This is a genomic window from Candidatus Dormiibacterota bacterium (genome assembly GCA_035544955.1).
In the GTDB taxonomy this organism is placed as follows: domain Bacteria; phylum Chloroflexota; class Dormibacteria; order CF-121; family CF-121; genus CF-13.
This window is the reverse complement of the sequence record DASZZN010000034.1, coordinates 20,183-43,005: the sequence shown is the minus strand read 5'-3', so window position 1 is coordinate 43,005 and position 22,823 is coordinate 20,183. Positions and strand designations below refer to the sequence as shown.

Genomic DNA, 22,823 nt, shown 5'->3' with positions numbered 1-22,823 from the left:
CTTGCTCTTCAGGATGGTTGCGCCCGAGATGCGCCCGGCATCCGCCAGGGCGGCTGGGCGCTTTTGGCTCGCCGCCGATCTGCCGAGTGCCGCCATCGTGACACTGGCGGTAGCGGCATTGGCGGCCCTCGTCGTGTTCGATCTCTCCCCACCGCTCGCCTTCAACGACGACTGGATGTACTCGTGGTCGGTGCGGCAACTGCTCGCCGGGCACGGGCTGCACATCTTTCCGGAAAGCACGGCGCTGGCGCTGGTGCAGGTGGTCTGGGGCGCTGCCTTCAGCCTGGGGCATCCCGACCAGCGGCTGCTCCGGCTGAGCGTCGTCCCGCTCGTCTTCCTCACCGCGTGGTGCAGCTTCTGGCTGGCGCGACGGCTCGGCGCCGATCGGTTCTGGTCGCTGGTCGCGGGTGCGACGCTGCTGGCCATGCCACTCTTCATGACGAACGCCACCAGCTTCATGAGCGACAACTTCTACGTCGGGCTCGTGATGGCCGCCGCCGTGACCGGTGTGGCGTGGATCATCGGCGGGCGCTGGCGCTGGCTGTGCGTGGCGTTGCTGATCATGGCGCCGCTGCAACGACAGGTTGGCCTGGCGCTGGTTCCCGCGCTGACGCTGGGGCTGCTCCTCTGGAAGCGGCCGACGTGGACGCGGTCCGACAGCCTGGCGGTGGTGGCGATGTGGACCCTGCCGGCCGCCGCCCTGGTGCTCGCCGGCCGGTTCGCGGTCGACCAGCCGCTGTATTCCGTGGTCGGGCCGTCGCAGTACAACATCGGGCACGCGATCTTTCCGCTGCCCGCCATGCTGGGATTGGCTCTGATTCCCTTTTTGGTGGCGCTCGCCTTGCGGCCGGCGGCCACAACCTTCCCCTCCCCCGCACGAGGGGGAGGGAGATATAGCGTGCTCGGTCGGGAGAGCGGCTGGTCGCTGATGTCGGCCGCGCTCGGGATCGTTGGTGCCATCGGATGCCTGGTCGATCTCCTCCAGTTTGGAATGACCTTTCCCGGAAACGTCTTCAGCCCGCTGGGGTTCGCGTCGATCCTCTCGGGATCCAAGCCGCCGATCTTTCCCAGTCCCGTGTTTCGCGCGATCGAGATTGCGGCCGTCACCACATTTGTCCTGCTGTTCGTGCTCCGCCGGCGCGGGTGGACTCCGCGCGCGCATCCACCCGATGCGCTCTTGCTCGTGATCATCAGTGCGCTGCAATTCCTTCCGCTGCTGGCGGTGCAGTGGTTCATTTACGACCGCTACTACTTTCCGGTGATCGCGCCGCTGATTCCGCTTGTTGCGGTCCTCGCCGCTCGGGCCAGTCGTCAGCGTGCCGCCAAGGCCTGGGCGACGACCGCCGTCGCCGCCGGGCTCACGCTGTACGTGGTGGGACAACAGGATTACGTGGCATGGCAGGTCGCACGCGACCGGGCCGCGCACCTCGCCTATCAGACGGCGTCCCCCGACCAGGTCCAGGCCGGTTTCGAGGCCAACGCCGTCTACGTCGAGCTGCCCAGCTATGCGCGAACCGGACGAGCGGACTTCTTTGCGATCCTCGGCCCGGCCCATCCGCAGGTCAACCTCGACTTTGCCCAAGCCGGGGACCCGCGACCCGGCGTGCCGTATTCGTCGCTTGCTCCGGGAAAGATCGTGCTCGCCTCGCCGCCCCCGCCCTAAAGGGCGGGAAATCGCCCGGGAGCCGTTGAAACATCAAGATGTCGGGCCTCTCTGTGATCGTCCCCTGCTTCAACGAGGAAGGCTCAGTCGGGACGTTTCTCCGCGAGCTGGCCGCCCAGGCGCGCTGGTTCTCGAGCTTCGAGATCATCGTCGTCGATGACGCGAGCCGCGACGGGTCGCCGGCCATCATCGAGGCCCTCGCCGCAACGATTCCGCTTCGCGTCATCACCCATCCGCGCAACCTAGGACTGGGCGCCGCGGTGCGAACCGGCTACGACGCCGCCCGTCTGCCATGGGTGACGTACCTGCCATCCGACGGCCAGGTGCCGCCCGGGGAGATCCGGAAATTCTTGCCCTTCATGGCGGACTACGACGTGATCATCACGCGACGCGGCGATCGTCCCGGTTACACGCTGTACCGGCGGCTCGCGTCGAGCGTATACACCGCGTGGGTCTCGCTGGCGTTCGGGCTACGCATCAGCGACTTCAACTGGGTGCAGGTCTGGCGGCGGTCAATGTGGCTTTCCCATCGCAGCGCATTCGACAGCGTCTTCTTCTGCGCCGAGTTCCTGGTGCGGTCACGTCCGGACCGACCCCGCATCGTCGAGATCGAAATCGGCTACCGTCCCCGGCGACACGGCCGGGCAAAGAATGGGTCACCACGTGCTGCGCTCAGAGCGGCCTGGCACATCCTCAGGCTCTTCGCCGCGGAGGGGTCTGCGGGTCGCCTGCATTTTCTGCACCCGATCGCACCCGACCGCATGGCACCCATTACTCCGGAGAAAGCCTCCTAAGAGCCCCACCCTTCTCTCCCCCAGAGGAGGGAATTACTTGCCGACGTCCCACCAGACGTCGACGCCGCCAACCGTTTCTGCCGGCCGCCCTAGCATCCAGGTGAACATCGCGGCAACGGCCTCGTGACCATCCATCGGCCCGACGATCACCGTGCGCACATCCCAGTGGCGCAGGTCGGCCATCAACGTGGGCCGCATCGCCTCGGGCGGCGGCACCGCCGCCGCGCCTCCCTCGAGCTTGACGAGCAGCGAGCCGAGCGCGCTGGACGGTGGGCTCAGCGAGGGGCCCGGGACGATCGCGTCGCCTTCGGGCATCCGAAAGCGCATCCCACTCGCCGCTTGCCACACCATGGCCTCGGCACGCCACTGCCGCGAATAGGGGGCGATCAATGCGACACTCCCCTCGGGAATGCGTTCAGCCGCCGCACTGGCAAAGAATGCCGGCACCTTCACCGGCGCGACGGGGTAAGGCAACCGGGGAATCAGCGACACGATCACGAGCGCCACGGCGGCCAAGCTGGCAAGAACCCGCACCCTGCCCTCCCCCATAGGGGGAGGGGAAATGCGCGACGGGAGAGCGTCAATGAAGAGGGCAAACAGGAGGCCGGCGAAGAGGAACGCGTACAGCATCAACCGATCGGGGAGCGCCTGGTTGAGGACCGGCAATAGCGTGAGGCCCGCCCAGGCCGCGATGAACGGATAGATCAACCACCGGCGGGCGATCCGCGCACCCGCGACGAAGGGGAGGAGAAGGGCAAACAGAGCCACCGGGACGGGCGTGCTCAGGCCGGCCACGTGGATCACAGGACCCATCGACAGCGCGGCGATGGAGATCAGCATCAGCGTCGCGAACTGGATCAATCGGTTGTCGTTGGCGCGCCTGGCCACAATCACCAGTACGGCGATCAGTGGTAAACCCAGGTAGGCGTCCCATTCATAGATGCCGGTCGAGAACCGGTGCGTAATCGCGTCGGCAAAGGGCGGCCGCACACCCTGCATAGGAGTGGGCACAATGAAGCCGAGGAGGTCGCTGACGAACAGGCGCTGACCCCAGATGCTGCCGTGGACCTGCTGCGGCCCGAAGAACTGAACCGCGAGCGGATAGCCGGTGAGCACAATGATCGCCACGGCGGCAATGCCGAGGCCGCGCAGGACGAACGGCGCCCGGATCCGCAACTGACCGGGGTACATGCCCACGAGCAACGCCACCCCCAGCGTCGCGACCAGCGCCTCGGTGGCGAGTACTTCCTCGGCGATCAGCAGCTGGACCGCTCCGACCACGCCCAGCGCCAATCCCAGCCAGATCGCGCGACGGCGCTGTCGCACGATCAGCTCGTCGAGCACGATCAACATCAAGGGCGGGGTGAAGGCCGCCGTCATCTGCGGATGGCCGAGCGCCTGCGCCACCATGAATGGCGAAAAGCCGTAAAGCAGACCGCCCAGGAAGGCGGCCAACCAGGAGTTCGTGTAGCGGCGAATCGCGAGGAACGCGCACCACGCGCTCAGGCCCAGGGAGAGGACCAGCAAGACGTTGGACGCCAGGACGGCACCCGGGCCGAGCGTCAGCGGCGCCACCAGGGCGGCCAGCGGCATGAACGCCGTGTTCCACATCAGGTTGACGCCCGCCGGATAGTCGAGGTGAGTGGTCAGCAGCGGCATCTGCCCATGCTGGAGCGCGAAGGGAAACCAGCGCAGGAGCCAAAGCACCAGTTGCGGGTCACCGCCCGCTCCCGCTTGCAGCGTGGTCGGGGACCGCCACACGCTGCTGAAGAGCAGGGCCGCCAGGCCGAGATAGAGTAGCGCAGACGGAAGAAGCCCCCACCACCCTACCCTCCCCTGCAAGCGGGGGAGGGAGATTTTGCTCAGGGCCCCCACGCTCCCCTCCCCCGTGAGGGGAGGGTGATAGCGGTCACGCCGCGGCGGCCTCGCGCCGGGTGTTTCGCCCGGTGATCGCGTCGGCGACCCGCTCGACATGCGACAGCGGCATTTCGGGATACATCGGGAGCGACAGGCTATGGGCGGCGAGTCGCTCGGCATTGGGGAATGCCCCCAGCTGGTAGCCGAGGCCGCCAAGGACAGGCTGGGCGTGAAGGGGGATCGGGTAATGAATCCCGGTTTCGATCCCCTGCGCCGTCAGCGAGGCCCGCAGGGCGTCGCGTTGTGCGGCCTGCACCACGAACAGGTGGTAGACATGGCGCCCTTCCTGCGTCGCAGTCGGGAGGCCGACCGATCCGCCGGCCAGGTGCTCGCGGTAGGCGTCCGCCAGGTATGCACGGCGAGCGTTCCAGCCATCGAGTTGCGGCAACTTGACGCGCAAAACGGCCGCCTGAATGGTGTCGAGCCGGTGATTGAGCGGCAGCGCGATGTGCTCGTATTTCGCCTTCGAGCCGTAGTTGCGCAGGGTGCGAACGGTTGCCGCGACCTCGTCGTCATTGGTGACGAGCATGCCGCCGTCTCCAAAAGCGCCCAGGTTTTTCGCGGGGTAGAAACTGAAGGCGGCGGCCCAGCCGAAGCTCCCGGCTCGATGACCGCGGTAGAGGGCACCATGGGCCTGGCACGCGTCCTCGATGACGCGCACGCCGGACTTTGCCGCGAGCTCGAGGAGCCAGTCGATTTCGCCGATCTTGCCGTAGAGGTGGACCGGCAGGATCGCCTTCGTCCGCTTCGTGATCGCGCGCTTGACGGCCGCAACGTCCACCTGGCCTTCGTGGTCGCAGTCGACCAGCACCGGCCGCGCGCCGACCGCCATGATCGCGCCCACCGTGGCGATGAAGGTATTGGCCTGGGTGATCACCTCGTCGCCCTCGCCGACGCGGGCCGCTCGGAGCGCGAGCTCGAGCGCTGAGAGGCCCGAATCGACGCCGATGGCGTGCTTGACGCCGCAGTAGCGCGCCCACTCGCTTTCGAAGAGCGTCACCGCCTCCCCGAGGATGAAGTCGCCACGCCGAAGGACATCGTCGATCGCTTCGCTGAGCGCCGGCTGCAGCGAGCGGATCTGTGCGTGCAGGTCGACGAACTTGACGGCGCTGCTCTCCGCCGGGTTCATGCGGCTTTCGCAAGGGCGGGCCGCAGCATCACCGGTACACCGCGCTGTGCAATCGACTTGTTGATGGCGACGAGCACCTCGACGACCCGCAGCCCATCACTACCATCGCTCAGGGCCTGACGGTGCGCCGTTACCGACTGGAGAAAGTGTTGGCACTGGTTCTTGAGCGGTTCGGTGGCCGGAATCGCCGGACTGACCACCTCGCCGCTGTGGGTGACGAGCTTGAACTCGCCGAAGGTCTCGTAGCTGGGCTCGCGCATGGCGCCCTTATCGAAGATGCGCAGCGGCTCGTTGGTTTCCAGGTCGTTGAAGAACGCCATCTTCCCGCTGCCGACCACCGTGATCTCCCGCACCTTGCGCGGGTCCAGCCAGCTGGCGCGAACGTTGGCGATGACGCCACCATCGAAGCCGAGCGTTGCGAATGCCACGTCCTCGCAGCGCGAGGAGAGGAACGACGCACCCTGGGCCGACACCCAGGACGGTCGCTGGTTGAGCAAGTGCAGCAGGATGGAGACGTCGTGCGTCATGAGATCCCAGACGACGTTGACGTCGGAGCGGATCGGACCCAGGTTGGTACGGGTGAAAGTGAGGTACTCGAGCTGGCCGAGCGTCCCGGAGCCGATCACCTTCTGCAGGTGGTTGATGCCGGGTTTGTAGCGAAAGACGTGGCCGACCATCAGCACCAGGTGCTTCTGCTCCGCCAGATCACGCAACTGACGCGCGTGCTCGACGTCGGTGGTCATCGGCTTTTCGACGAGGCTGTGCTTGCCCGCCTCCAGGACGGCTCGCGCTACCTCGTAGTGGCGCGTGGCGTCGGTGGCGACCACGACGGCGTCAACATCCGGGGCCGCCAGCATCTCGTGGAGCTCTCGGCTGGTCCGCACGCCGGGCGCACGCCGCTCGGCCTCTCGCAACCGGTCGGGGCTGACATCGCACGCCGCCACCACGCGGCATCCGTCCAGCTCGGAGAACGCCCGAAGGTAGTTCAGGCCCCAACGGCCGCAGCCGACCAAGCCGATGCCGATGGCCACGAATTGATGACGAATTGCCCGGCGATTTATTGCTGGCGGCTGCTCGCGGTGACGCCTGTCCAAAGCTGGACGCCACCACGCGTCACTGGCGGCCGGCCAAGCAACTCGGTAAAGAGCGCGACCACGGCCACTCGGTGCGGCATCGGCCCGACGACGACAGTCGTGACGGCCCAGGCGTTCAGATCCGCCCGCATGCGATCCAAGCTGTCGGGGTTGAGGTCCGGCGCGGCTCCGTGCTCGATCGCGACCATCTCGCTGCCGAGCACGCTATTGGGAGGGTTCGCCCGCGGCCCCGGGATCAAGGCATAGCCCTCCGGCATCTTGAAGGCCATTCCCGACTGCGCCTGCCAGAGCATGCCCTCGGTGTTGCCGCCGCGGACATAGGGCGCCACCAGCGTGACCGATCCGTCCGGCAGGAGCGATCCGAGCGCGCCCGTAAAGAAGGCCGGCGTCGACATCGCGGCGGCTGGATACGGTGTCCGCGGGACGAGCGGAAGCAACGCCAGTCCGACGGCGGCCAGGGCGAGCGCGCGGTGGCGCCCGTTGGGCCAGCGCAAGGCGTGGTCGACAAAGCCGGCGAGCAGGATGCCTGCGAAGAGAAAGACAAACAGCATCAGCCGGCCGGGCAAGATATTGCTGACCACCGGGACGATCGCGAGGCCGGCCCAGAGACCGATGAAGGTGTAGAGGATGGCGCGCAGCGGGATCCAGCCCCGCAGCCCGACGAAGCTGATGGCAAGGAGCACGACCGGGATCGGTGTGACGTGCCCGCCGACGTGCAGCGTGATGCCCAGCGAGAGCAGCGCAAAGAGAAACGCGAGCAAGGCGCAGAGGCGCAGCATCAAATGCGGGCGGGACCGGATCGCCGCGACGGCGAGCAGCACCAGGAGAGGCACACCGAGGTAGGCATCCCACTCCGCGAGGCTCCCCGAGAACTGGTCACTGAGCCGGAGGGCAAAGCCGGGCGCGAACTGCTGCACGCTGGTCGGGGCGATGAAGTTGAGGAGGTCGCTGACGTAGACGTTGGCGGGTTGCAGCGAGCCGACCACCCGTTGAGGACCGAAGAATTGCGAGGCCAGCGGTCCGACCACCAGCACCAGGAAAACGATCGCCGCCACCCCGGCCGCGCGCATGGCATAGCCGAGGTGCGAGGCGATTTCCTTACGTTTGGCGGCCATCAGCAAGGCGGTTCCAGCCGCCCCCACGATGACCTCGGCCGCGAGGAGCTCCTCGCCGGTCAGCAGCTGGGCCGCACCCAGCAACCCTAGCAGCGCGCCGCTGCGGAGGCAGGTCCACCGCTGGCGCACCAGGATCTCGTCGAGAGCGAGCAGCATCAACGGAGGGATGAAGGCAACGGCAATCTGCGGGTGCCCGAGGGACTGCGCGATCAGCGCGGGTGAGAATCCGTACAGCAGGCCGGTGAGCGCAGCCGCGAACGGCGACCTGACGAATCGCCGCGCCGCGAAGAAGCCCGCCCACGCCGAGAAGGCCAGCCCCAGCGTCGCGAGCAGGTTATAGGCGACCACCGGACCGAGCCAGAGGGTGACCGGTGACAGCACGAGCGCCGGCAGCGGAAAGAGACCGCTCCAAGAAAGGTTGGCGCCGGCCGGATAGTCCAGGTAGGTCGTCAGTAAGGGATTCCATCCATGGCCTAACGCGAAGGGCACCCAGCGCAAGAACCAGATGGAAAAAACCGGGTCGGTTCCCAGGCCGACGGCGGTGGTCTGTGGTGAGACCCAGGCGCTGCTGAACAGCACGACGGCCAGCGCCACGTAGACTGCGAGCCCGATGGCCGCGGCGACCCATGGTCGCGGCCAGCGCACGACGGCTTGTGCCGGCCGGCGCGCTGCGGTCTCCTCCAGCCGTAAAGCCACAGAGTGAAAACGCGGTGGGCTACCGCTTCTGGCTGATCGGCACCGGGGATCGAAACGAGTTGGCTCCGGAGCCCGGATTCGAACCGGGAACCGTCGCGTTAACAGCGCGCTGCTCTACCGTTGAGCTACTCCGGAACGCCAGGCGCGATCCAGTATATCCGCCAACCTCCGCCAGCTAGCTCGCGATCCGCTCCGGGACCTGCCGGCCGGCTTGCGTGCCCGTCTCCCCCACCCGCTCTTCTTCCTGGTACTCGGCGTCGGTGTTGACAAGCCACGGATCGTAGTGCGCGCCCGTGGCAATATTCCGCGCCACCAGGATCCCCGTCATCATCGAGTGATCCTGATTGTTGTAGTGATGCATCCCGTTGCGGCCGACGAGCCACAGATTCGGCAAGGCCCGCTGCAGCCATTCGCGCACGACCGCGACATTGCCGAGGTAGGCGCCGTCGTAGACGGGATAGGCCTTCGGCTGCCGGTAGACCAGTCCCGCCTTCACCTCGTCCGCGCGGCAGATGCCCAAGGCGACCAGCTCGCGCCGGCCCATGTCCAATAACTCCGCGTCCGACCAGCTCCAGATGCCGTCCTGCTCGAAACAGAAGTACTCCATTCCCAATCCCGTCAGGCCACTGTCGTCCACCATCGCAGAGCTGAAATTCCTGAAATTCGCGATCCGTCCGACCTTGACGCCCGGATCGTGCACGTAAATCCACTGGTCGGGAAAGACGTCGGCGCGGTCGACGACCACGTTGACCGTAATGAAGTCGCGGTAGCCGAGCGCGTCGGCCGCCGCCCGCACGATCGACGGCGCGGCCGGCTGCAACTTCGCGATCAGGTCGCGGATCGGCATGGTGCTGATGAACTCGCTTCCCAGCACATCAAGCGTCCCACCCGCGCTATCGCGCACCACCACCGACAACACTCGCCCACCCGCGTGACGGACAGCCATCACCTCCTCGCCCAACCGCACCGGGTGCCCGCTCGCCTTTAGTCGCGCCGCCACCGACTCCCACATCTGCCCGGCGCCCAAGCGCGGATAGCGGAATGAATCGACGAGCGTCTTCACAATGGCGTGCTCGCCACCCCGCAACGATGCGGGTAGGAGGGCATTGCGCATCACTTCGAGCAGGTTCAGGCCACGGATCCGCTGCCCCGCCCAGTCGGCGGACAGCTGGCTGGTCGGGATCCCCCAGACCTTCTCGGTGTAGGTCTTGAAGAAAATCTCGAACAGCCGCCGGCCAAACTGATTCGACACCCAGTCCTCGAAGGACTGCGGATCGACCACCGGACGGAGCCGCGCCCGCGCGTAGCTCACCAGGCAGCGCGCGGTCTCATACGGGCCGAGGTTGAGAAAGGCGTTCGAAGCCTTGATCGGATAGTCGAAGAACTTTCCCCGGTACATGATGCGCGTCAGGCGGGACACCGGCCGGATCTGATCGCCAAGGACCTCGGTCCAGAGTGCCTCGATCTCGGGGCTTTTCGAAAAGAACCGGTGCGGGCCGACGTCGAACCGGCAGCCCATGAACTCGAGCGTGCGGGCGATGCCGCCCACCTGCCGCGGGTCCTTCTCCACCACCGTGACCGGGGTCCCATGCCGCGTCAGCTCGTAGGCCGCCGACAGGCCGGCGGGCCCGGCGCCCATCACCACCACGTGGTTCTGCGAACCGGGCGAAGTCGCATCTGCCATCGGCAAGGGAGCAACTCCCGGTAGCCGACCCCTCTTGCGGCCCTCTACCTTACTATTGCGGTCCGTGGCGTCAGGCAGCCCGAAACCCCGCACCCATCCGTTCGTCGAGCGGCTTCGCCGAGGTCCGCTCCTGGGCGACGGCGCCATGGGCACACAGCTCCACGCCCGGGGCGTCAGCTTCGAGCGTTCCTTCGACGAGCTCAACCTGACCGAGCCCAAGATCGTCGAGGAAATTCACCGAGCGTACATTTCGGCTGGGTCGGAGCTGATCGAGACCAATACCTTCGGAGCCAACCGGATCAAGCTCGCCCGCCACGGGCTCGACAATCGTGTGCGGGACATCAACTTCCGGGCGGTCAAGCTGGCGCGCGAGGCCCGCGAGATCTCCGGCGAGCCGGTCTTTATCGCCGGGTCGATCGGGCCCATCGGTCAGCAGCTCGAGCCGATCGGCCGGATCACCATCGCCCAGGCGACGGCCGCTTTCGAAGAACAGATCGCCGCGCTGCTCGAGGGCGGCGCGGATCTCCTGGTGCTGGAGACCTTTACCAATCTCCCCGAGCTGCTCGCCGCCGTCACGGCGGCAAAGAAGACCGCGGACCTGCCGATCGTCGCCCAGATGACCTTCGCCGAAGACGGCCTCACGCTGAGCGCGGAGGAACCCAGCCAGGTGGTCCAGGCGCTCGAGCGCGCCGGCGTCGACGTCATCGGCGTCAACTGCGGCGTCGGTCCCCAGGTCGCATTGCTGGTGCTCGAGGAAATGCGCCAGCAGACCCGGCTGCCGCTCTCCGGCCAGCCCAACGCGGGACTCCCTGCGCGTGTTGAAGGACGGTTCTTCTACTTCGCCACCCCCGAATACTTCGCGACCTATGCGCGCCAGGCGGCGGATCTCGGCGTGGCCTACATCGGCGGCTGCTGTGGCACTACCCCGGCGCACATCGCCGCCATGCGCGCCGCGCTTCAACCGGTTGCCGGCGCGCCCCGAATTCGCCAGGCCACTCGCTCGACCTCGGTTCCGATCGATCTCAACCCGGCCGAGCAGCTGCCCCCCACGACGTTCGCCCAGCGTCTCACCCAGGGCAGCTTCGTGGTGAGCGTCGAGATCGATCCGCCGCGCGGTCTCAACCCGTCAAAATGCATCGCCGGCGCTCAGCTCATCAAAGATGCCGGTGCCGACGCGATCAACATCGGCGACAGCCCGATGGCGCGCGTCCGCATGAGCGCCCTGTCGCTGGCGATCATGATCAGGCAGGAAGTCGGCATCGACACGCTGATCCACTTCACCTCACGCGACAAGAATCTGATGGCGCTGCAGGCGGAACTGATCGGCGCGCACGCCCTGGGCATCCGCAACATCATCGCGTTGACCGGCGACCCTCCGCGCATCGGCGACTATCCGTCGGCGACGGGCGTCTGGGATGTCGATTCGATCGGCTTGATCAAGATCTTGCAGCGGCTCAACGAGGGCTATGACTGGCTCGGAACATCGATCGGCAAGCCGGCTAACTTCACGATCGCGTGCGCCGTCAACCCGTCGGCGGACGACCTCGATCACGAAATCGATCGCTTCCGCCAGAAGATCGAGGCCGGTGCCGACGTGGCCATGTCCCAGCCTCTCTACGACCTGGCGACGCTGGAGCGCTTCTTCGAGAAGACCGGGCCGCTGCCAATCCCATTCCTGCTCGGCGTCCTTCCGTTGCAGTCATCGCGGCACGCCGAATTCATGCACAACGAGGTCCCGGGCATCGTGGTTCCGCAGCAACTTCGCGACCGCATGCGTGCCGCCGGCGAAAACGGTATTGCCGAGGGGCTTACGCAATCGCGCGAGCTGCTGAACGACACCCGGCACCTGGTGCAGGGCGTCTATCTGATGCCCTCCTTTGGCCGCTACGAAGTCGTCGCCGAGCTCGTTCGCTGGCTGCGCCACGAGCGCGTCAGCGCGTCCCGAGCCGCTCCCGGCTAACAAGGTCGTCCAGCGGCCGGCGCCCACGCGGGATACCGGCGTTGGGCGGCAGGCGCAACGCTTCTGGGCTGGCCGGATACCCGATCGAGAGCACCGTCCGCAGATAGCGGTTCTCGGGGATGCCCAGCAACTCGCGCGCGCGTTGCTGATGCTCTGGGTAGATCGATCCGATGCAGGAGCCAACGCCGTGCGCCCAGGCGGCGAGCATCAGGTTCTGCATGAGCCGTCCCTCATCCATCCCGCTCCAGACATCGTCACCACGCATCACGAGCGCGAGCGCCAGCTTCGCGCCGGCGAGGTGCCCGGCGAACCGTCCGCACTTGGAGAGCGCCGTCAGCGTGTCGCGGTTCGTGACGACCACCAGGTCCCACGGTTGGCTGTTCTTGGCCGATCCCGCCCACCGGCCGGTGTCGAGGATGTCGCGCAAAACGTCATCGGGGATCTCGCGGTCCGAAAACTGACGCACCGATCGCAGCGACTTGATCAGCTTCGTATCAGGCACCGGCCCAGTCTAAAGCCTCAGCCCGGGGTCGCTTCACGCCGCTCCGCGCGCCGGTGCTCGACCTCGATGAGGGCCTCGAACACGGCCAGCAGGATGAGATCGACCGCCAGGTCGGCCAGTGCGCCCAGCTGCTGGTAATAGAAGGTGAAGAGGTCCGTCAGGAAGATCGACGCGAGAATCGAGCGCTTGAACCAGCGCAGCGCGTGAACAGGAGACCGCAGCACCAAATACACCAATCCGACCAGGGCGAGACCACCCGACACGGCAGAGGCCACCAGCAGCGGCAGATCGACACTCTCTCCAGGCCCTGTCGTCGCGGGCGAATAGACGAGCGTGAGGCTGGCCACGATGGCGCCCAACACCCTGACCAACAGCACCGCAATGGCAAGGCGTCCGCTCCAGCGCGAGCGCAGGCCGCTCTCGATGCGCTTTTGGATCCATCGCAGCCGTACGCCAAACGCGCTCCGGGCAGGAAGATCGGGCCGGCGGGCGGCCACGACGTGCTCGATATCGCCCAGCAGGGTGGTGCCCGCGGCGCCACTCTGGCGCAACCAGCGAATCAGGTGGTACTTCTCCGCCGGATCGAGGTCGTGCAGCGCGGCGTCCTGCAGCAGCATCAAGGCGTTGGCGAGGTACGTCTCCTCGTCCCAGACCCGGTGCCGTTCCAGCGAGCGCCACCAGAGGAAGAGCAGCACAAAGACCACGTAGATGAGCGCGATCGCCGGCCGGTAGAAGTAGTTGTTGTCGCTGGTGATGAATTTGCCCAGCTCGTCGATGAAGAGTCCGAATCCGAGGCCGGCAAGCACCGCCGCCGCCCGCCGGATCCGGTGGCCGAGGTAGCCCAGCAACATCAGGACGCCGGCCACCAGCAGCGCCCCGCCCCAGAGCATGTGCGCGATATGGAGCCCGCCGCCGCCAAGGCGCGGATACCCGGTCGCACCCAGTAAGAAGCGCACCCCGAGGACAGCCGCGACCGCCGAGACCAGGAAGGTCTCGAGCAGCGGGCCAGCATCCAGATTGCGGATGAAGAAGGGGCGAGCGGGCTTTTCTGGACCCATCGAAGATGGGCCACCATAGCGCGTGCCTTATGGCGAAGTCAACGCGACCATCACAGATTTGTGTAACTTCCTAGACCCTTGACACGCGTGGTCCAGCACGGTACATGTGTTCACACAAAGCCGTCCAAGGAGGGGATATGGCGGCGACCGCACTGACTGACACGGCAACGGCTGCCGATATCGAGGCAAAGCGCCGAGAGGTCGTGGCACAGGCGGAGGCAGCGGGCCTCCGCCTCGTGCGCTTCCTCTACTGCGACAACGACGGCATCATCCGTGGCAAGAGCGCCGGCATCACCAACCTGAAAGAGCGGCTCGAAACCGGCATCGGCCTGACGGTCGCCATGCAGGCCTTCACCATGCTCGACCATTTGGCCAGTGTCGATGGGATGGGCCCGGTTGGCGAGATCCGTCTTGTGCCTGATCCAAGCACGTTCGCCATTGCACCCTATGCTCCGCACACCGGCACCGTCCTGGTCGACATGCAAACGCTCGACGGCCGGCCCTACGCCGCCGACGGGCGCGGCTTCCTCAAGCGGATGATCGAACGCGCGGCCGAAGACCACGACCTCTCGCTCATCGCGGCCTTCGAGCCCGAGTGGTCGCTGGCCATCAAAAACGGCGGCGACAACTTCTCTCCCGTCGACGACAGCGGCTGTTTCACGACGACCGGCATGAACATCGCGGCACCCGTCATCGACGAGATCGTCGCCGCGCTGGAGTCCCAGGGCCTGACAGTCGAGCAGTACTACGCCGAGCTCGGCTGGGGCCAGCAGGAGCTTTCGATCCGTCATGCGCCGGCGCTGCGAGCGGCCGACCGCCACATCATCTATCGCGAGACGGTGCGAGGCGTCGCTCTCCGGCACGGTCGCTATGCGTCTTTCGCGCCCAAGCCCTGGGGTGATCAGGCGGGCAACGGCTGCCACCTGCATTTCTCAGGCTGGAACCAGGACCAGAGCGTCAACCGCTTCTATGACGGCAGCGCCCAGTACAACATCTCGACCCTGGCACGCCAGTTCATGGCGGGCGTGCTCGACCACCTGCCGGCGCTGCTGGCCCTGACCTGCCCCTCGGTCAACTCCTATCGGCGCCTGCAACCGCAGATGTGGGCCTCGGCCTATCGCGCCTGGGGACCCGACAATCGGGAGGGCGCCCTGCGCGTTGCCTCGCCGTTCAAAGGCCACGAGGAAGCGTCCACCAACGTCGAACTGAAAGCGTCCGACTCCAGCGCCAACCCCTACATCTCGCTCGGCGGTGTGATCGCCGCCGGACTCGATGGCATCGAGCGGCGGCTCACCCTCTCGCCGCCCGCGACCGTCGACCCCTACACCCTGAGCGACCACGAGCGCCAGGCGATCGGCGCCGACCGCCTGCCCACGAGTCTCAAAGAATCGATCGCGAACCTGAAACGCGACAGCACGCTCACCGACGCGCTGGGTGAGCGCCTCGCCACCTCCTACCTGGCCGTCAAAGACCTCGACATCGAGGCCTTTGCCGCGGAGGACGAGGCCTTCGAGTTCCGTCAGCACATCTATAAGTACTGACGTCCTTCATTTGAAAAGCCTGACCCCGCAACTCCCCCGCTTCGATGAGCCGAGCGCATTCCTCAAAGCGCTCGGGATGACGTTCGAGTCGGTCAGTCCAGACCGGGTGGTCGCGTGGATCGAGCTCGGTCCGGACCAGCACACGCCGTGGGGCGTCGTCCATGGCGGCGCGTACACAACCGCGATCGAGAGCGCGGCGAGCGTCGGGGCATCGGCGGCGGTTCTGGATCGCGGCCAGTTCGCGGTGGGCGTCAACAACGTCACGGACTTTCTCCGCCCGCACAAGAGCGGCCGCGTCAAGGTCGTCGCCGAGCCGATCCAACAGGGTGCCACGCAGCAGCTGTGGCAGGTCATCATCACGAGAGCCGACGACGGCAAGGTTGTCGCCCGTGGACAGGTCCGCCTCCAGAACGTTCCCCTCGATCGCTAAGCTACGCGTCGGCGACGTTTCTAACCGCATAGAGGCGCCATTCGCCCGGCACCCCCTTGAGGGCCCGAACGCCACGATCAACGAAGTCGATCTGCGAGCCGACGACCAGATCCTTGACGGTGCTCGAGACGAGTACCTCGCCCGGTCCAGCGAGGTCCGCGATGCGAGCCGCGATGTGCACGGCGATCCCGGCAAGTTTTCCTTCGCCGAGCTCACACTCGCCTGTATGAACGCCGGCTCTGATCGTTAAACCGAGGGCGGTCACCGACTCAGCAATCGTCCGGGCGCAGCGAATCGCCCTTGCCGGGCCATCGAACGACGCAAAGAATCCATCACCGGTCGTGCTGACCTCCTGTCCGCGGAAACGCTCGAGCTGGCGCCGGATCAGGGCGTTATGCCGGGCCAGAAGATTTCGCCAATCTCGGTCGCCAAGTCGTGCAGCTGTCGCCGTGGAGCCGACGATGTCAGTGAAAAGGATCGTAGCGAGGACCCGGTCCGGATCAGGTCCTCGCCGAACTCCCGTGACGAATTCCTCGATTTCACCGAGGAGCGCTTCGGTATCACCTGCCCATGGCAGATGGTCGACGCCGGAAAGCTCAACGAGTTGGGCACCTGGAATCTGAGTCGCCATGAAGTTCGCCTCGCTGGCTGGAGTGATCACGTCGCCACCGGCTTCTCGCCAGGCGGAGGCACCATGACCAAAGCGGGCGTCACGGCGGTAGAGCACGAGCGTTGGGACGCGGATCGTGGGAAGCACGTCGCGTACGTCGATCTGACTGTTCATGCGAAGAAGAGCGATCGCTGCTCCCGGGCTGGCGGCGTGTCGCATGAAGGTGCGCCAGGATTCGCGGTAGCCCGGGTTGGTCGAGAGGCTCGGCGCCGGAAGACTCGGATCGATGGAGTCCGGCCATGCGGTCTCGATAGCCCTGAGTCGCGCCTCCAACTCCTCATCGGTCATCAGATACGAGCCGGTGCGCGCGAACGAACCGTAGAGGATAAGTGCCGCACTCTGCTCCGGATAGGTGGCAGCGAACAATGCGCTCATCGCGCCGCCCTCAGAGACGCCGAACAGGGCTGCACGCCTGGAGCCCGCCGCCTCCATCACCGCCCGAACGTCGTCCATCCGCTCTTCGAGAATCGGTAGCTGATTCGAGGGAACCCGGTCGGAAAGGCCCACACCGCGCTTGTCAAACAAGATCAGGCGCGAGAAAGAGGCGAGGCGTTTGAGGAACCGGCTCTGATGAGGATTCTCCCAGGCCAGCTCAACATGGGTGACCCAGCCCGGAATGAAGATCAGATCGATCGGTCCCTGACCCAGCACCTGGTATGCGATGTGAACGTCGCCGCTTTTGGCGTACTTAGTCTCGGGAACCATGGCATCGAGCATGAGCGAACCACCTGCGCTCGTCAACGTGTGACGATCGAGGCTACAGGAAGGATTCGGCCTCAAACGCTTTACGCACTCTGCTGCCGTGTGCAGCAGCCCACTCAGCGAGGGACGGATTCCGTGCCATGGCTCTAGGATGGATCCTCGAGCGGTTCGTGCGCGGCACACAGCGGACATTCCTCGGGCGTCCACAGGTTGTTCCCCAAGCGCTCGAGCGCCTCCAGGGCGAGGTCGTGATCGTGCGCGAAGCGGGTTGACCACGCGCCGAAGGCAATGAGCGTCCCGAATGCCACCGGCCGAGCGCCGCAGGCGAGCAGGTCCTCGTAGGTTCCGCCCACAGCCGATCCAGCATTGGTCACGTCGTTCACGATCGCGACCGTCGCACCTCGCAAACCATCACGTAGCGCATTGGGGATCCGATAGCGCACCTGGTACAAGGCCTTCGATGGCGGCGGCGCAAAGCGCTCGGCAAAGGCAAACGCGGCGTCACACTGCTCCGCCACCATCTCCGCCAGGAAGGCGCCACCGGTCAGCGGGCCACAGACGACCTTAAAATCGTGTCGCAGAAGCCGTTGGGAGAGCGCGATGGCGAAAGGCCGAAGCGCCGTCGGGCGCTGCAGCAATAGATCGGGCTCGAGCCAGCGATCGCCGTGGTGACCGGACTCGAAACGGAAATGCCCGCTTCGACGGGCCATCAGCTCGACCAGGCTTTTCGCTGGCACGACCCTACCGGAAAAGCCGCTGCTCGAGGAGCGAGCGCTCCGAGAAGTTCTCGGTCAGGTCCAGGGCGCGTCGCTGCGCCGCTCGCGCCTGTTCGCGACGGCCGAGGTCGTTCAACAACTCGGCGTGTGCCGCATGGAACAAGTGATAGCCGTCCAACATCGGCGCGATCGCCTCCAGCTCTTGCAGCGCCGGCGCCGAACCCTCGACCTTCCAGAGCGCGATCGCACGGTTGAGCCGGACAACCGGAGACGGCGCCAGCGCGAGCAGCATGTCGTACAGCACGACGATTTGAAGCCAGTCCGTCGCCTCGAAACTGGGCGCCTCCGCATGGCACGCGGTAATCGCCGCCTCGATCTGGTACGGCCCGGGCCGGCCGAGGCGTGCAGCCCGTTCGATCAGGGTGATCGCCTCGGCAATCAGGGTCGCGTCCCATTGGGCGCGATCCTGGTCAGCAAGAAGGACCAACTCGCCGGATTGCGTGAATCGGGAGTCGCCACGCGCGAGATGAAGCTTCATCAGCGCGAGCAGCCCGAGGACCTCGGGTTCGTCAGGCAGCAGTCGCGAAAGGAGCGCGGCCAGCCAGGTTGCATCCTCGGCGAGATCGCGCTGGAACGGGGCGGTGCCGTGCGTTGAGAGGTGGCCCTCGTTGAAGAAGAGGTAGAGCACGGCGAGCACTTCGCCCAGGCGCTCGGCGAGCTCAGCTCCGGATGGGGCTCGATACGGAATGCCCGCCAGTGCGATCTTGCGCTTGGCTCGCACCAGCCGCTGAGCCACGGTCTCTTCGGAGGCCACGAAAGCTCGCGCGATTTCCGCCGTGCTGAAACCGCATACCGCACGCAGGGTGAGGCCAACCTGGGCCTCGCGGGAGAGCGCGGGATGGCAACAAGTCAGGATGAGCCGCAGCCGATCGTCCTCTTCGTCGCGTCGAGGCTCGAGCGCCACTTCAGCGAGCTTGCGGTCGTACCGTTTGTCGCGCTCGATTCGGTTGAGGGCGCGCCGCGAGGCGACGGTCAGGAGCCACGCGCCGGGTCGGGCCGGAATGCCCTGCCGCGGCCAGCTTTCCATGGCCGCGACCAACGCGTCCTGGGCGCACTCCTCCGCCAGGTCAAAATCGCCGAAACGGCGGATGAGTGTAGCCGTGATCCGGCCCGCTTCCTCGCGGAAGACCTCGGCGAGAACCGACGCAGCCGGTGCGGCGGCGCTCCTCACTCTTGCTATCGCTGCTCGATAACCGGCCTGATCTCTAGCGTCCCACGCCCTGGCCAACTCTTGGCCATGGCCAGTGCCTCGTCAAGATTGGCAACCTCGACCTCGGCGTATCCGCCGACGATCTCCTTGCCCTCGAGGAAGAGACCATCTTTCACCAGTGGCTTGCCGTCGGCCTGGAAACGAATCGTCGTTGCCGTGTCGGGACCCTGTAACTGATTACCATGGCCAAGCCGCGCCTGATTTTCCGCGAACCAGCGCCCGACCTGGCTATACCGCTGCCTGAGTTCGTCCGGGGTTAGCGCGTCAAAAGCGGCCTGGTCGGCCGCCGTTCCACAGAAAAGAAATACGTATTTCATGTTTTCACCTCCTGCCCTTACGACAAACGGCAACCCCGGAAAATCGACACCGGCTCCTGTCTAAGACTAAGTTAGGGCCGGAAGGCGCCGTTTAGAGGCTGTTCAGGAAGGACCGGCAAAGTTGAGCCACATGCGGTGGAGTCCGAGACCCGTGCCTCGACGCGCGGTTGCCGCGATCGCTGCCCAGCGTCGCCGCTGGACGGTTGGCGTGCTCGGCGCCGCGGTCGTCGCTCTGTTGGTCTTCGCGATCCTTGAGGGAGACCTCCCCGAACTCGTCCGGGATGGTGCGTTCTTCGTCGGGCACCTCCTGCGACAGTTCGGTATGGCGGCGGCCTTCGGGCTGCTCTACCTCGAAGAGTCCGGCGTCCCAATGCCAATGCCCGGCGACGTCTTCGTCATGTACATCGGCCATCACGCTGGTCACGGCCTGCTGACCTGGCTGGCGGCCTGGCTGGGGCTGATCGCCGTCGTCGTGCTCGGCGCGAGCAACCTCTACTGGGTCTCGCAGCGCTGGGGACGCTCCATCGTCGAGCACCGGCTCGCGAGGGTGCTGCACTTGACGCCGGCGCGCATCGACCGCGCCGAGCGGTGGTTTGGTCGCTATGGAGTCTGGACGCTCGTCTTCGGGCGGCACATCCCCGGACTTCGCGTGCCGCTCACGGTCGCCGCCGGGATCTTTCGCGTCCCCTACGGGGTCTTTATCGCGAGCGTCGCCATCTCGACGGCCGTCTGGGCGGGATTCTTCATGATGCTCGGCGCCGTGTTCGGCGGGCGGATCGGGCATCTGCTCCAGCTTCATCGGGAGGGCTACGTGATCCTGCCGGCGGTCATCGTCCTCGCCTTCGGCATCTACCTTCTTGTCCTGCTACGCCAAGCAGCAAAGCCAGAGCCGGCTTGATGCGGGGAGACCCGGAGGACTGAGGGTAGGCGTCCTCCGGGCCTGGTATATGGGGAGCGCTACTCCTCGCCGTTGAACTGATGGTCGACGTTCGGGTCGTTCGCGTTGTCCGCGTGACCGCCGGCGGCGTCGGTCGTCTCGGTCGAGGCCGGTTCGGTTGCCGATTCGGTCGGTTCGGTGGTCGCTTGGCTCGGGGCCGCCGCGGCCACGCTTGCTGCCGCCACGGTTGATTTTACGGCGTCAACGGCACCCAGCGCGCTGAACTTCACGGTCACCAGACTCGCCGCTGACTGGTGCGCCGGCGCCTTCGCGAAGGCCCCGGTCGCAGAAACGATCGCCGCCGCGAGAACCACTGGCACAGCCAGCAGCCCAATCGTCTTCGGCGTCTTCAATAATGGACACCTCCTAAGGTTTGGCCCGTGCAAGGGGGACCTGACGCCCAAGTCTGGCCACGGCAAATGAACCCACCCTAAAACGGGGGCAGCGCAGGCTTTTAGATATCTTTTAGGCGCCGTACGGATACTGGAGGGCATGAGAGTGTTGCTGATCGAGGACGACCGCAAGCTGGCGGCCAGCATTCAGCGGGCTCTGGGCGAGTCGGGGCTCGCCGTCGACATCGTCCACGAGGGCAACGACGGGATCGCGGCGGTGCTCAGTACGCCCTACGACGTGCTGGTCATGGACGTCATGCTGCCGGGCGCCGATGGACTCTCGGTCAGCCGCCAGCTCCGTCAGCAGAAAGTGAGCGCGCCGATCTTGATGTTGACGGCCCGCGATGCGGTCGACGACCGGGTGCGCGGGTTGGAAGCCGGCGCCGACGACTACATGGTCAAACCGTTCGCCATGCGTGAGCTGCTCGCGCGCATCAGGGCGCTCGCCCGGCGGCACCTCCCCGATCGCACCTCCGTGCTCACGGCGGGCAATATCGTGCTCGACACGGCAGCCCACACCCTCAAGGTCTCGGACAAGTACGTCGAGCTGACCGCCAAGGAATTCGCGATCCTCGACTTCTTCATGCATCATCCGGGACGCCTGCTGACGAGGGCGCAGATCATCGACCACGTCTGGGATTACGACTTCGAGGGCGGGCACAACCTGGTCGAGGTTTACATGGGACGGCTGCGGCGCAAGCTCATCACGGCCGGCGCCGGCGATCCCTTTGTCACGGTCCGTGGAGCCGGGTACCGCTTAGAACCGCGTCGATGAGCCGGATGCTCGCCGGCACGCGCGTCCGGCTCACGCTCGCCTTCGCCGCCGTCCTCGCTCTCGCGATCGTGGTGGCCGACGTCGCCCTCTACCTCGCGCTCTCGCGGGCGGAGACCGGTGCCGCGGCTGACGTTCTCGTCTCCCATGCCAATACCATTGCCAGCGGCATCGACGACGTCAACGGCCAGGTGCGCTTCGGGGCGGGCGATCTGCCGACGGAGACCCAGCAGGGGATCGCGGTCGATGCGGCGATCGTGGCCCCCGATGGCTCGATCAGCCAGACGCCGGGACAGGCCCTCTCCGACGCGACCCTCGCCGGAATCGCGGCTACCGCGCGGACGAACAAGACGCCGGCTCCACCGTTCAGCGTGCGCGATAGCCGGGGAGTGCCGCGCCTCGTCTACGCACTCCCGCTGCAGACGAGCCAGGGAGCGACGGCGGTGTTGATCGTCAGCCGCTCGGTCAGCGAGCTGCAGACGGCCTTGAATCAAACCATCCTCTTCCTCGGCGTCCTGTCGGCCCTGATCGTGCTCGCGGGAACGCTGCTGGCGCACCGTCTGGCGGGCAACATTCTCGAGCCGGTGCGACGCATCGCCTCGACCGCGCGCTCGCTGAGCCAGCACGACCTCAATCGTCGCGTTGAGGTCGACGTTCCGCCGGATGAGCTCGGCGAGCTGGTCGAGACCTTCAACGGGATGCTGGCGCGCCTCGAGGCGAGCTTCGAGAGCCTGCGGCGCTTCACGGCGGACGCGTCGCACGAGCTGCGCTCCTCGCTGGCGCTGATGCGCAGTGAGCTGGAAGGAACCCTTGCCCGGGCACGCACCCCGGCCGAGTACCAGCAGGTCCTGCGCGGGCTCGAGGCCGAGGTCGAGCACATGGCCCGGATGGTCGACCAGCTGCTGATGCTGGCCCGGGCCGACGCCGGCGCGCTGCAGCCGGCGGAGACGAATCTCGATGTCGCCGACTTTCTCCACGAGACGGCGGCGCGCTGGCGGCCGGTTGCGGAAACGCGGCACGTCCGGGTCGACGTGGACGCACCCGATTCCGGGAGCGTCTTTGGGGACCCCGACCTGCTGCGGCGGGTCATGGACAACCTGATCGACAACGCCACGCGTCACACGCCGGAAGGGAGCGCGGTCCAACTGATCGGCGCCCCCACGCCGCGAGGCTGGAACATCGACGTGCGCGACGAGGGGCCCGGCGTCCCGGCAGCCGCTCGCTCGGTGCTCTTCGAACGGTTTGTCCGGGCGGACACCGCGCGCGCCCGCGATACCGCCGGCGCCGGACTGGGTCTCGCCCTCAGCCGGGCGATCGCGGAATCGCACGGTGGCAGCCTGCAGTTGCTGGATCAAAACGGCTCCGGCGCCACCTTCCGGCTCTTCCTCCCGAAACTCTTCCCCGCCGCGCTACCCTCCCCTGGAGTCTCGTCGACCTCCGGTTAGGTTCTCTCTCCGCTGCGCG

Annotated in this window: 20 protein-coding genes and 1 tRNA gene; 8 read left to right on the top strand and 13 right to left on the bottom strand. The window is 66.4% G+C overall.

Going from position 1 to position 22,823, the window contains the following annotated elements:
- The first annotated feature begins 1 nt into the window (after position 1).
- Both VHK65_12650 and VHK65_12645 read left to right on the top strand, forming a co-directional pair.
- Complete coding sequence (locus tag VHK65_12650) at positions 2 to 1,663, top strand: hypothetical protein (GenBank protein ID HVS06992.1); 1,662 nt, start codon at positions 2 to 4, stop codon at positions 1,661 to 1,663.
- A 38-nt stretch (positions 1,664 to 1,701) separates the two neighbouring features.
- Positions 1,702 to 2,457 (top strand): glycosyltransferase family 2 protein, encoded by a 756-nt coding sequence (locus tag VHK65_12645; GenBank protein ID HVS06991.1) that lies wholly within the window; start codon positions 1,702 to 1,704, stop codon positions 2,455 to 2,457.
- A 33-nt stretch (positions 2,458 to 2,490) separates the two neighbouring features.
- Here the strand turns inward: VHK65_12645 and VHK65_12640 are convergent, their stop codons facing one another.
- The 6 genes from VHK65_12640 to VHK65_12615 all read right to left on the bottom strand — a co-directional run bounded on the left by VHK65_12640 (position 2,491) and on the right by VHK65_12615 (position 10,092).
- Entirely contained in the window at positions 2,491 to 4,332 is a 1,842-nt protein-coding gene (locus VHK65_12640; protein ID HVS06990.1) for a hypothetical protein, read from the bottom strand.
- Between the two features lie 34 nt (positions 4,333 to 4,366).
- A complete protein-coding gene (locus tag VHK65_12635) occupies positions 4,367 to 5,503 on the bottom strand; it encodes a DegT/DnrJ/EryC1/StrS family aminotransferase (GenBank protein HVS06989.1) in 1,137 nt (378 codons plus the stop codon).
- On the bottom strand, positions 5,500 to 6,534 hold the full coding sequence (locus tag VHK65_12630; protein ID HVS06988.1) for a Gfo/Idh/MocA family oxidoreductase: 1,035 nt from the start codon (positions 6,532 to 6,534) through the stop codon (positions 5,500 to 5,502). Before VHK65_12630 ends, VHK65_12635 begins: the two co-directional genes overlap by 4 nt.
- 26 nt (positions 6,535 to 6,560) lie before the next feature.
- A complete protein-coding gene (locus tag VHK65_12625; GenBank protein HVS06987.1) occupies positions 6,561 to 8,408 on the bottom strand; it encodes a hypothetical protein in 1,848 nt (615 codons plus the stop codon).
- A 60-nt stretch (positions 8,409 to 8,468) separates the two neighbouring features.
- Positions 8,469 to 8,543: transfer RNA gene (locus VHK65_12620), tRNA-Asn, on the bottom strand.
- A 40-nt stretch (positions 8,544 to 8,583) separates the two neighbouring features.
- Positions 8,584 to 10,092, bottom strand: a complete 1,509-nt coding sequence (locus VHK65_12615) for an NAD(P)/FAD-dependent oxidoreductase (protein HVS06986.1) — start codon at positions 10,090 to 10,092, stop codon at positions 8,584 to 8,586.
- A 64-nt stretch (positions 10,093 to 10,156) separates the two neighbouring features.
- Here VHK65_12615 and VHK65_12610 point away from each other — a divergent pair, with 64 nt between their 5' ends.
- Positions 10,157 to 12,052 (top strand): bifunctional homocysteine S-methyltransferase/methylenetetrahydrofolate reductase, encoded by a 1,896-nt coding sequence (locus VHK65_12610; GenBank protein ID HVS06985.1) that lies wholly within the window; start codon positions 10,157 to 10,159, stop codon positions 12,050 to 12,052.
- On the opposite strand, the gene VHK65_12605 is transcribed toward VHK65_12610, so the two are convergent.
- Both VHK65_12605 and VHK65_12600 read right to left on the bottom strand, forming a co-directional pair.
- Positions 12,024 to 12,554: a nitroreductase family protein gene (locus VHK65_12605; GenBank protein HVS06984.1), complete on the bottom strand. Its 531-nt coding sequence runs from the start codon at positions 12,552 to 12,554 to the stop codon at positions 12,024 to 12,026. The two genes, VHK65_12610 and VHK65_12605, sit on opposite strands and share 29 nt — an antisense overlap.
- 17 nt (positions 12,555 to 12,571) lie before the next feature.
- On the bottom strand, positions 12,572 to 13,612 hold the full coding sequence (locus VHK65_12600) for a hypothetical protein (protein HVS06983.1): 1,041 nt from the start codon (positions 13,610 to 13,612) through the stop codon (positions 12,572 to 12,574).
- 137 nt (positions 13,613 to 13,749) lie between these two features.
- Between VHK65_12600 and VHK65_12595 the strand changes: the two genes are divergently transcribed.
- Positions 13,750 to 15,153 (top strand): glutamine synthetase family protein, encoded by a 1,404-nt coding sequence (locus VHK65_12595; protein HVS06982.1) that lies wholly within the window; start codon positions 13,750 to 13,752, stop codon positions 15,151 to 15,153.
- Between the two features lie 19 nt (positions 15,154 to 15,172).
- Entirely contained in the window at positions 15,173 to 15,583 is a 411-nt protein-coding gene (locus VHK65_12590) for a PaaI family thioesterase (GenBank protein HVS06981.1), read from the top strand.
- Between the two features lies 1 nt (position 15,584).
- Here the strand turns inward: VHK65_12590 and VHK65_12585 are convergent, their stop codons facing one another.
- The 4 genes from VHK65_12585 to VHK65_12570 all read right to left on the bottom strand — a co-directional run bounded on the left by VHK65_12585 (position 15,585) and on the right by VHK65_12570 (position 19,258).
- Complete coding sequence (locus VHK65_12585) at positions 15,585 to 16,970, bottom strand: adenylate/guanylate cyclase domain-containing protein (protein ID HVS06980.1); 1,386 nt, start codon at positions 16,968 to 16,970, stop codon at positions 15,585 to 15,587.
- A 131-nt stretch (positions 16,971 to 17,101) separates the two neighbouring features.
- Positions 17,102 to 17,692 carry an orotate phosphoribosyltransferase gene (locus tag VHK65_12580; GenBank protein ID HVS06979.1) on the bottom strand — a complete coding sequence of 197 codons (591 nt, stop codon included), beginning with the start codon at positions 17,690 to 17,692 and terminating at the stop codon, positions 17,102 to 17,104.
- Between the two features lie 4 nt (positions 17,693 to 17,696).
- Entirely contained in the window at positions 17,697 to 18,902 is a 1,206-nt protein-coding gene (locus tag VHK65_12575; GenBank protein ID HVS06978.1) for an RNA polymerase sigma factor, read from the bottom strand.
- Between the two features lie 5 nt (positions 18,903 to 18,907).
- On the bottom strand, positions 18,908 to 19,258 hold the full coding sequence (locus VHK65_12570) for a YciI family protein (GenBank protein HVS06977.1): 351 nt from the start codon (positions 19,256 to 19,258) through the stop codon (positions 18,908 to 18,910).
- A gap of 151 nt (positions 19,259 to 19,409) precedes the next feature.
- On the opposite strand from VHK65_12570, the gene VHK65_12565 reads away from it, so the two are divergent.
- Positions 19,410 to 20,156 carry a DedA family protein gene (locus VHK65_12565; protein ID HVS06976.1) on the top strand — a complete coding sequence of 249 codons (747 nt, stop codon included), beginning with the start codon at positions 19,410 to 19,412 and terminating at the stop codon, positions 20,154 to 20,156.
- A 59-nt stretch (positions 20,157 to 20,215) separates the two neighbouring features.
- On the opposite strand, the gene VHK65_12560 is transcribed toward VHK65_12565, so the two are convergent.
- Positions 20,216 to 20,548 carry a hypothetical protein gene (locus tag VHK65_12560; protein HVS06975.1) on the bottom strand — a complete coding sequence of 111 codons (333 nt, stop codon included), beginning with the start codon at positions 20,546 to 20,548 and terminating at the stop codon, positions 20,216 to 20,218.
- Positions 20,549 to 20,687: 139 nt separating this feature from the next.
- Between VHK65_12560 and VHK65_12555 the strand changes: the two genes are divergently transcribed.
- Both VHK65_12555 and VHK65_12550 read left to right on the top strand, forming a co-directional pair.
- Complete coding sequence (locus VHK65_12555) at positions 20,688 to 21,362, top strand: response regulator transcription factor (GenBank protein HVS06974.1); 675 nt, start codon at positions 20,688 to 20,690, stop codon at positions 21,360 to 21,362.
- Positions 21,359 to 22,804, top strand: coding sequence for an ATP-binding protein (locus VHK65_12550; GenBank protein ID HVS06973.1), 1,446 nt, complete (start codon positions 21,359 to 21,361; stop codon positions 22,802 to 22,804). Before VHK65_12555 ends, VHK65_12550 begins: the two co-directional genes overlap by 4 nt.
- The last annotated feature ends 19 nt before the right edge of the window (positions 22,805 to 22,823 follow it).

Bases quoted from the DNA above. Each gene is read 5' to 3' on its own strand.
- VHK65_12645 (HVS06991.1), top strand. From the start codon at position 1,702: ATGTCGGGCCTCTCTGTGATCGTCCCCTGCTTCAACGAGGAAGGCTCA.
- VHK65_12635 (HVS06989.1), bottom strand. From the start codon at position 5,503: ATGAACCCGGCGGAGAGCAGCGCCGTCAAGTTCGTCGACCTGCACGCA.
- VHK65_12615 (HVS06986.1), bottom strand. From the start codon at position 10,092: ATGGCAGATGCGACTTCGCCCGGTTCGCAGAACCACGTGGTGGTGATG.
- VHK65_12600 (HVS06983.1), bottom strand. From the start codon at position 13,612: ATGGGTCCAGAAAAGCCCGCTCGCCCCTTCTTCATCCGCAATCTGGAT.
- VHK65_12595 (HVS06982.1), top strand. From the start codon at position 13,750: ATGGCGGCGACCGCACTGACTGACACGGCAACGGCTGCCGATATCGAG.
- VHK65_12585 (HVS06980.1), bottom strand. From the start codon at position 16,970: ATGCTCGATGCCATGGTTCCCGAGACTAAGTACGCCAAAAGCGGCGAC.
- VHK65_12570 (HVS06977.1), bottom strand. From the start codon at position 19,258: ATGAAATACGTATTTCTTTTCTGTGGAACGGCGGCCGACCAGGCCGCT.
- VHK65_12555 (HVS06974.1), top strand. From the start codon at position 20,688: ATGAGAGTGTTGCTGATCGAGGACGACCGCAAGCTGGCGGCCAGCATT.
- VHK65_12550 (HVS06973.1), top strand. From the start codon at position 21,359: ATGAGCCGGATGCTCGCCGGCACGCGCGTCCGGCTCACGCTCGCCTTC.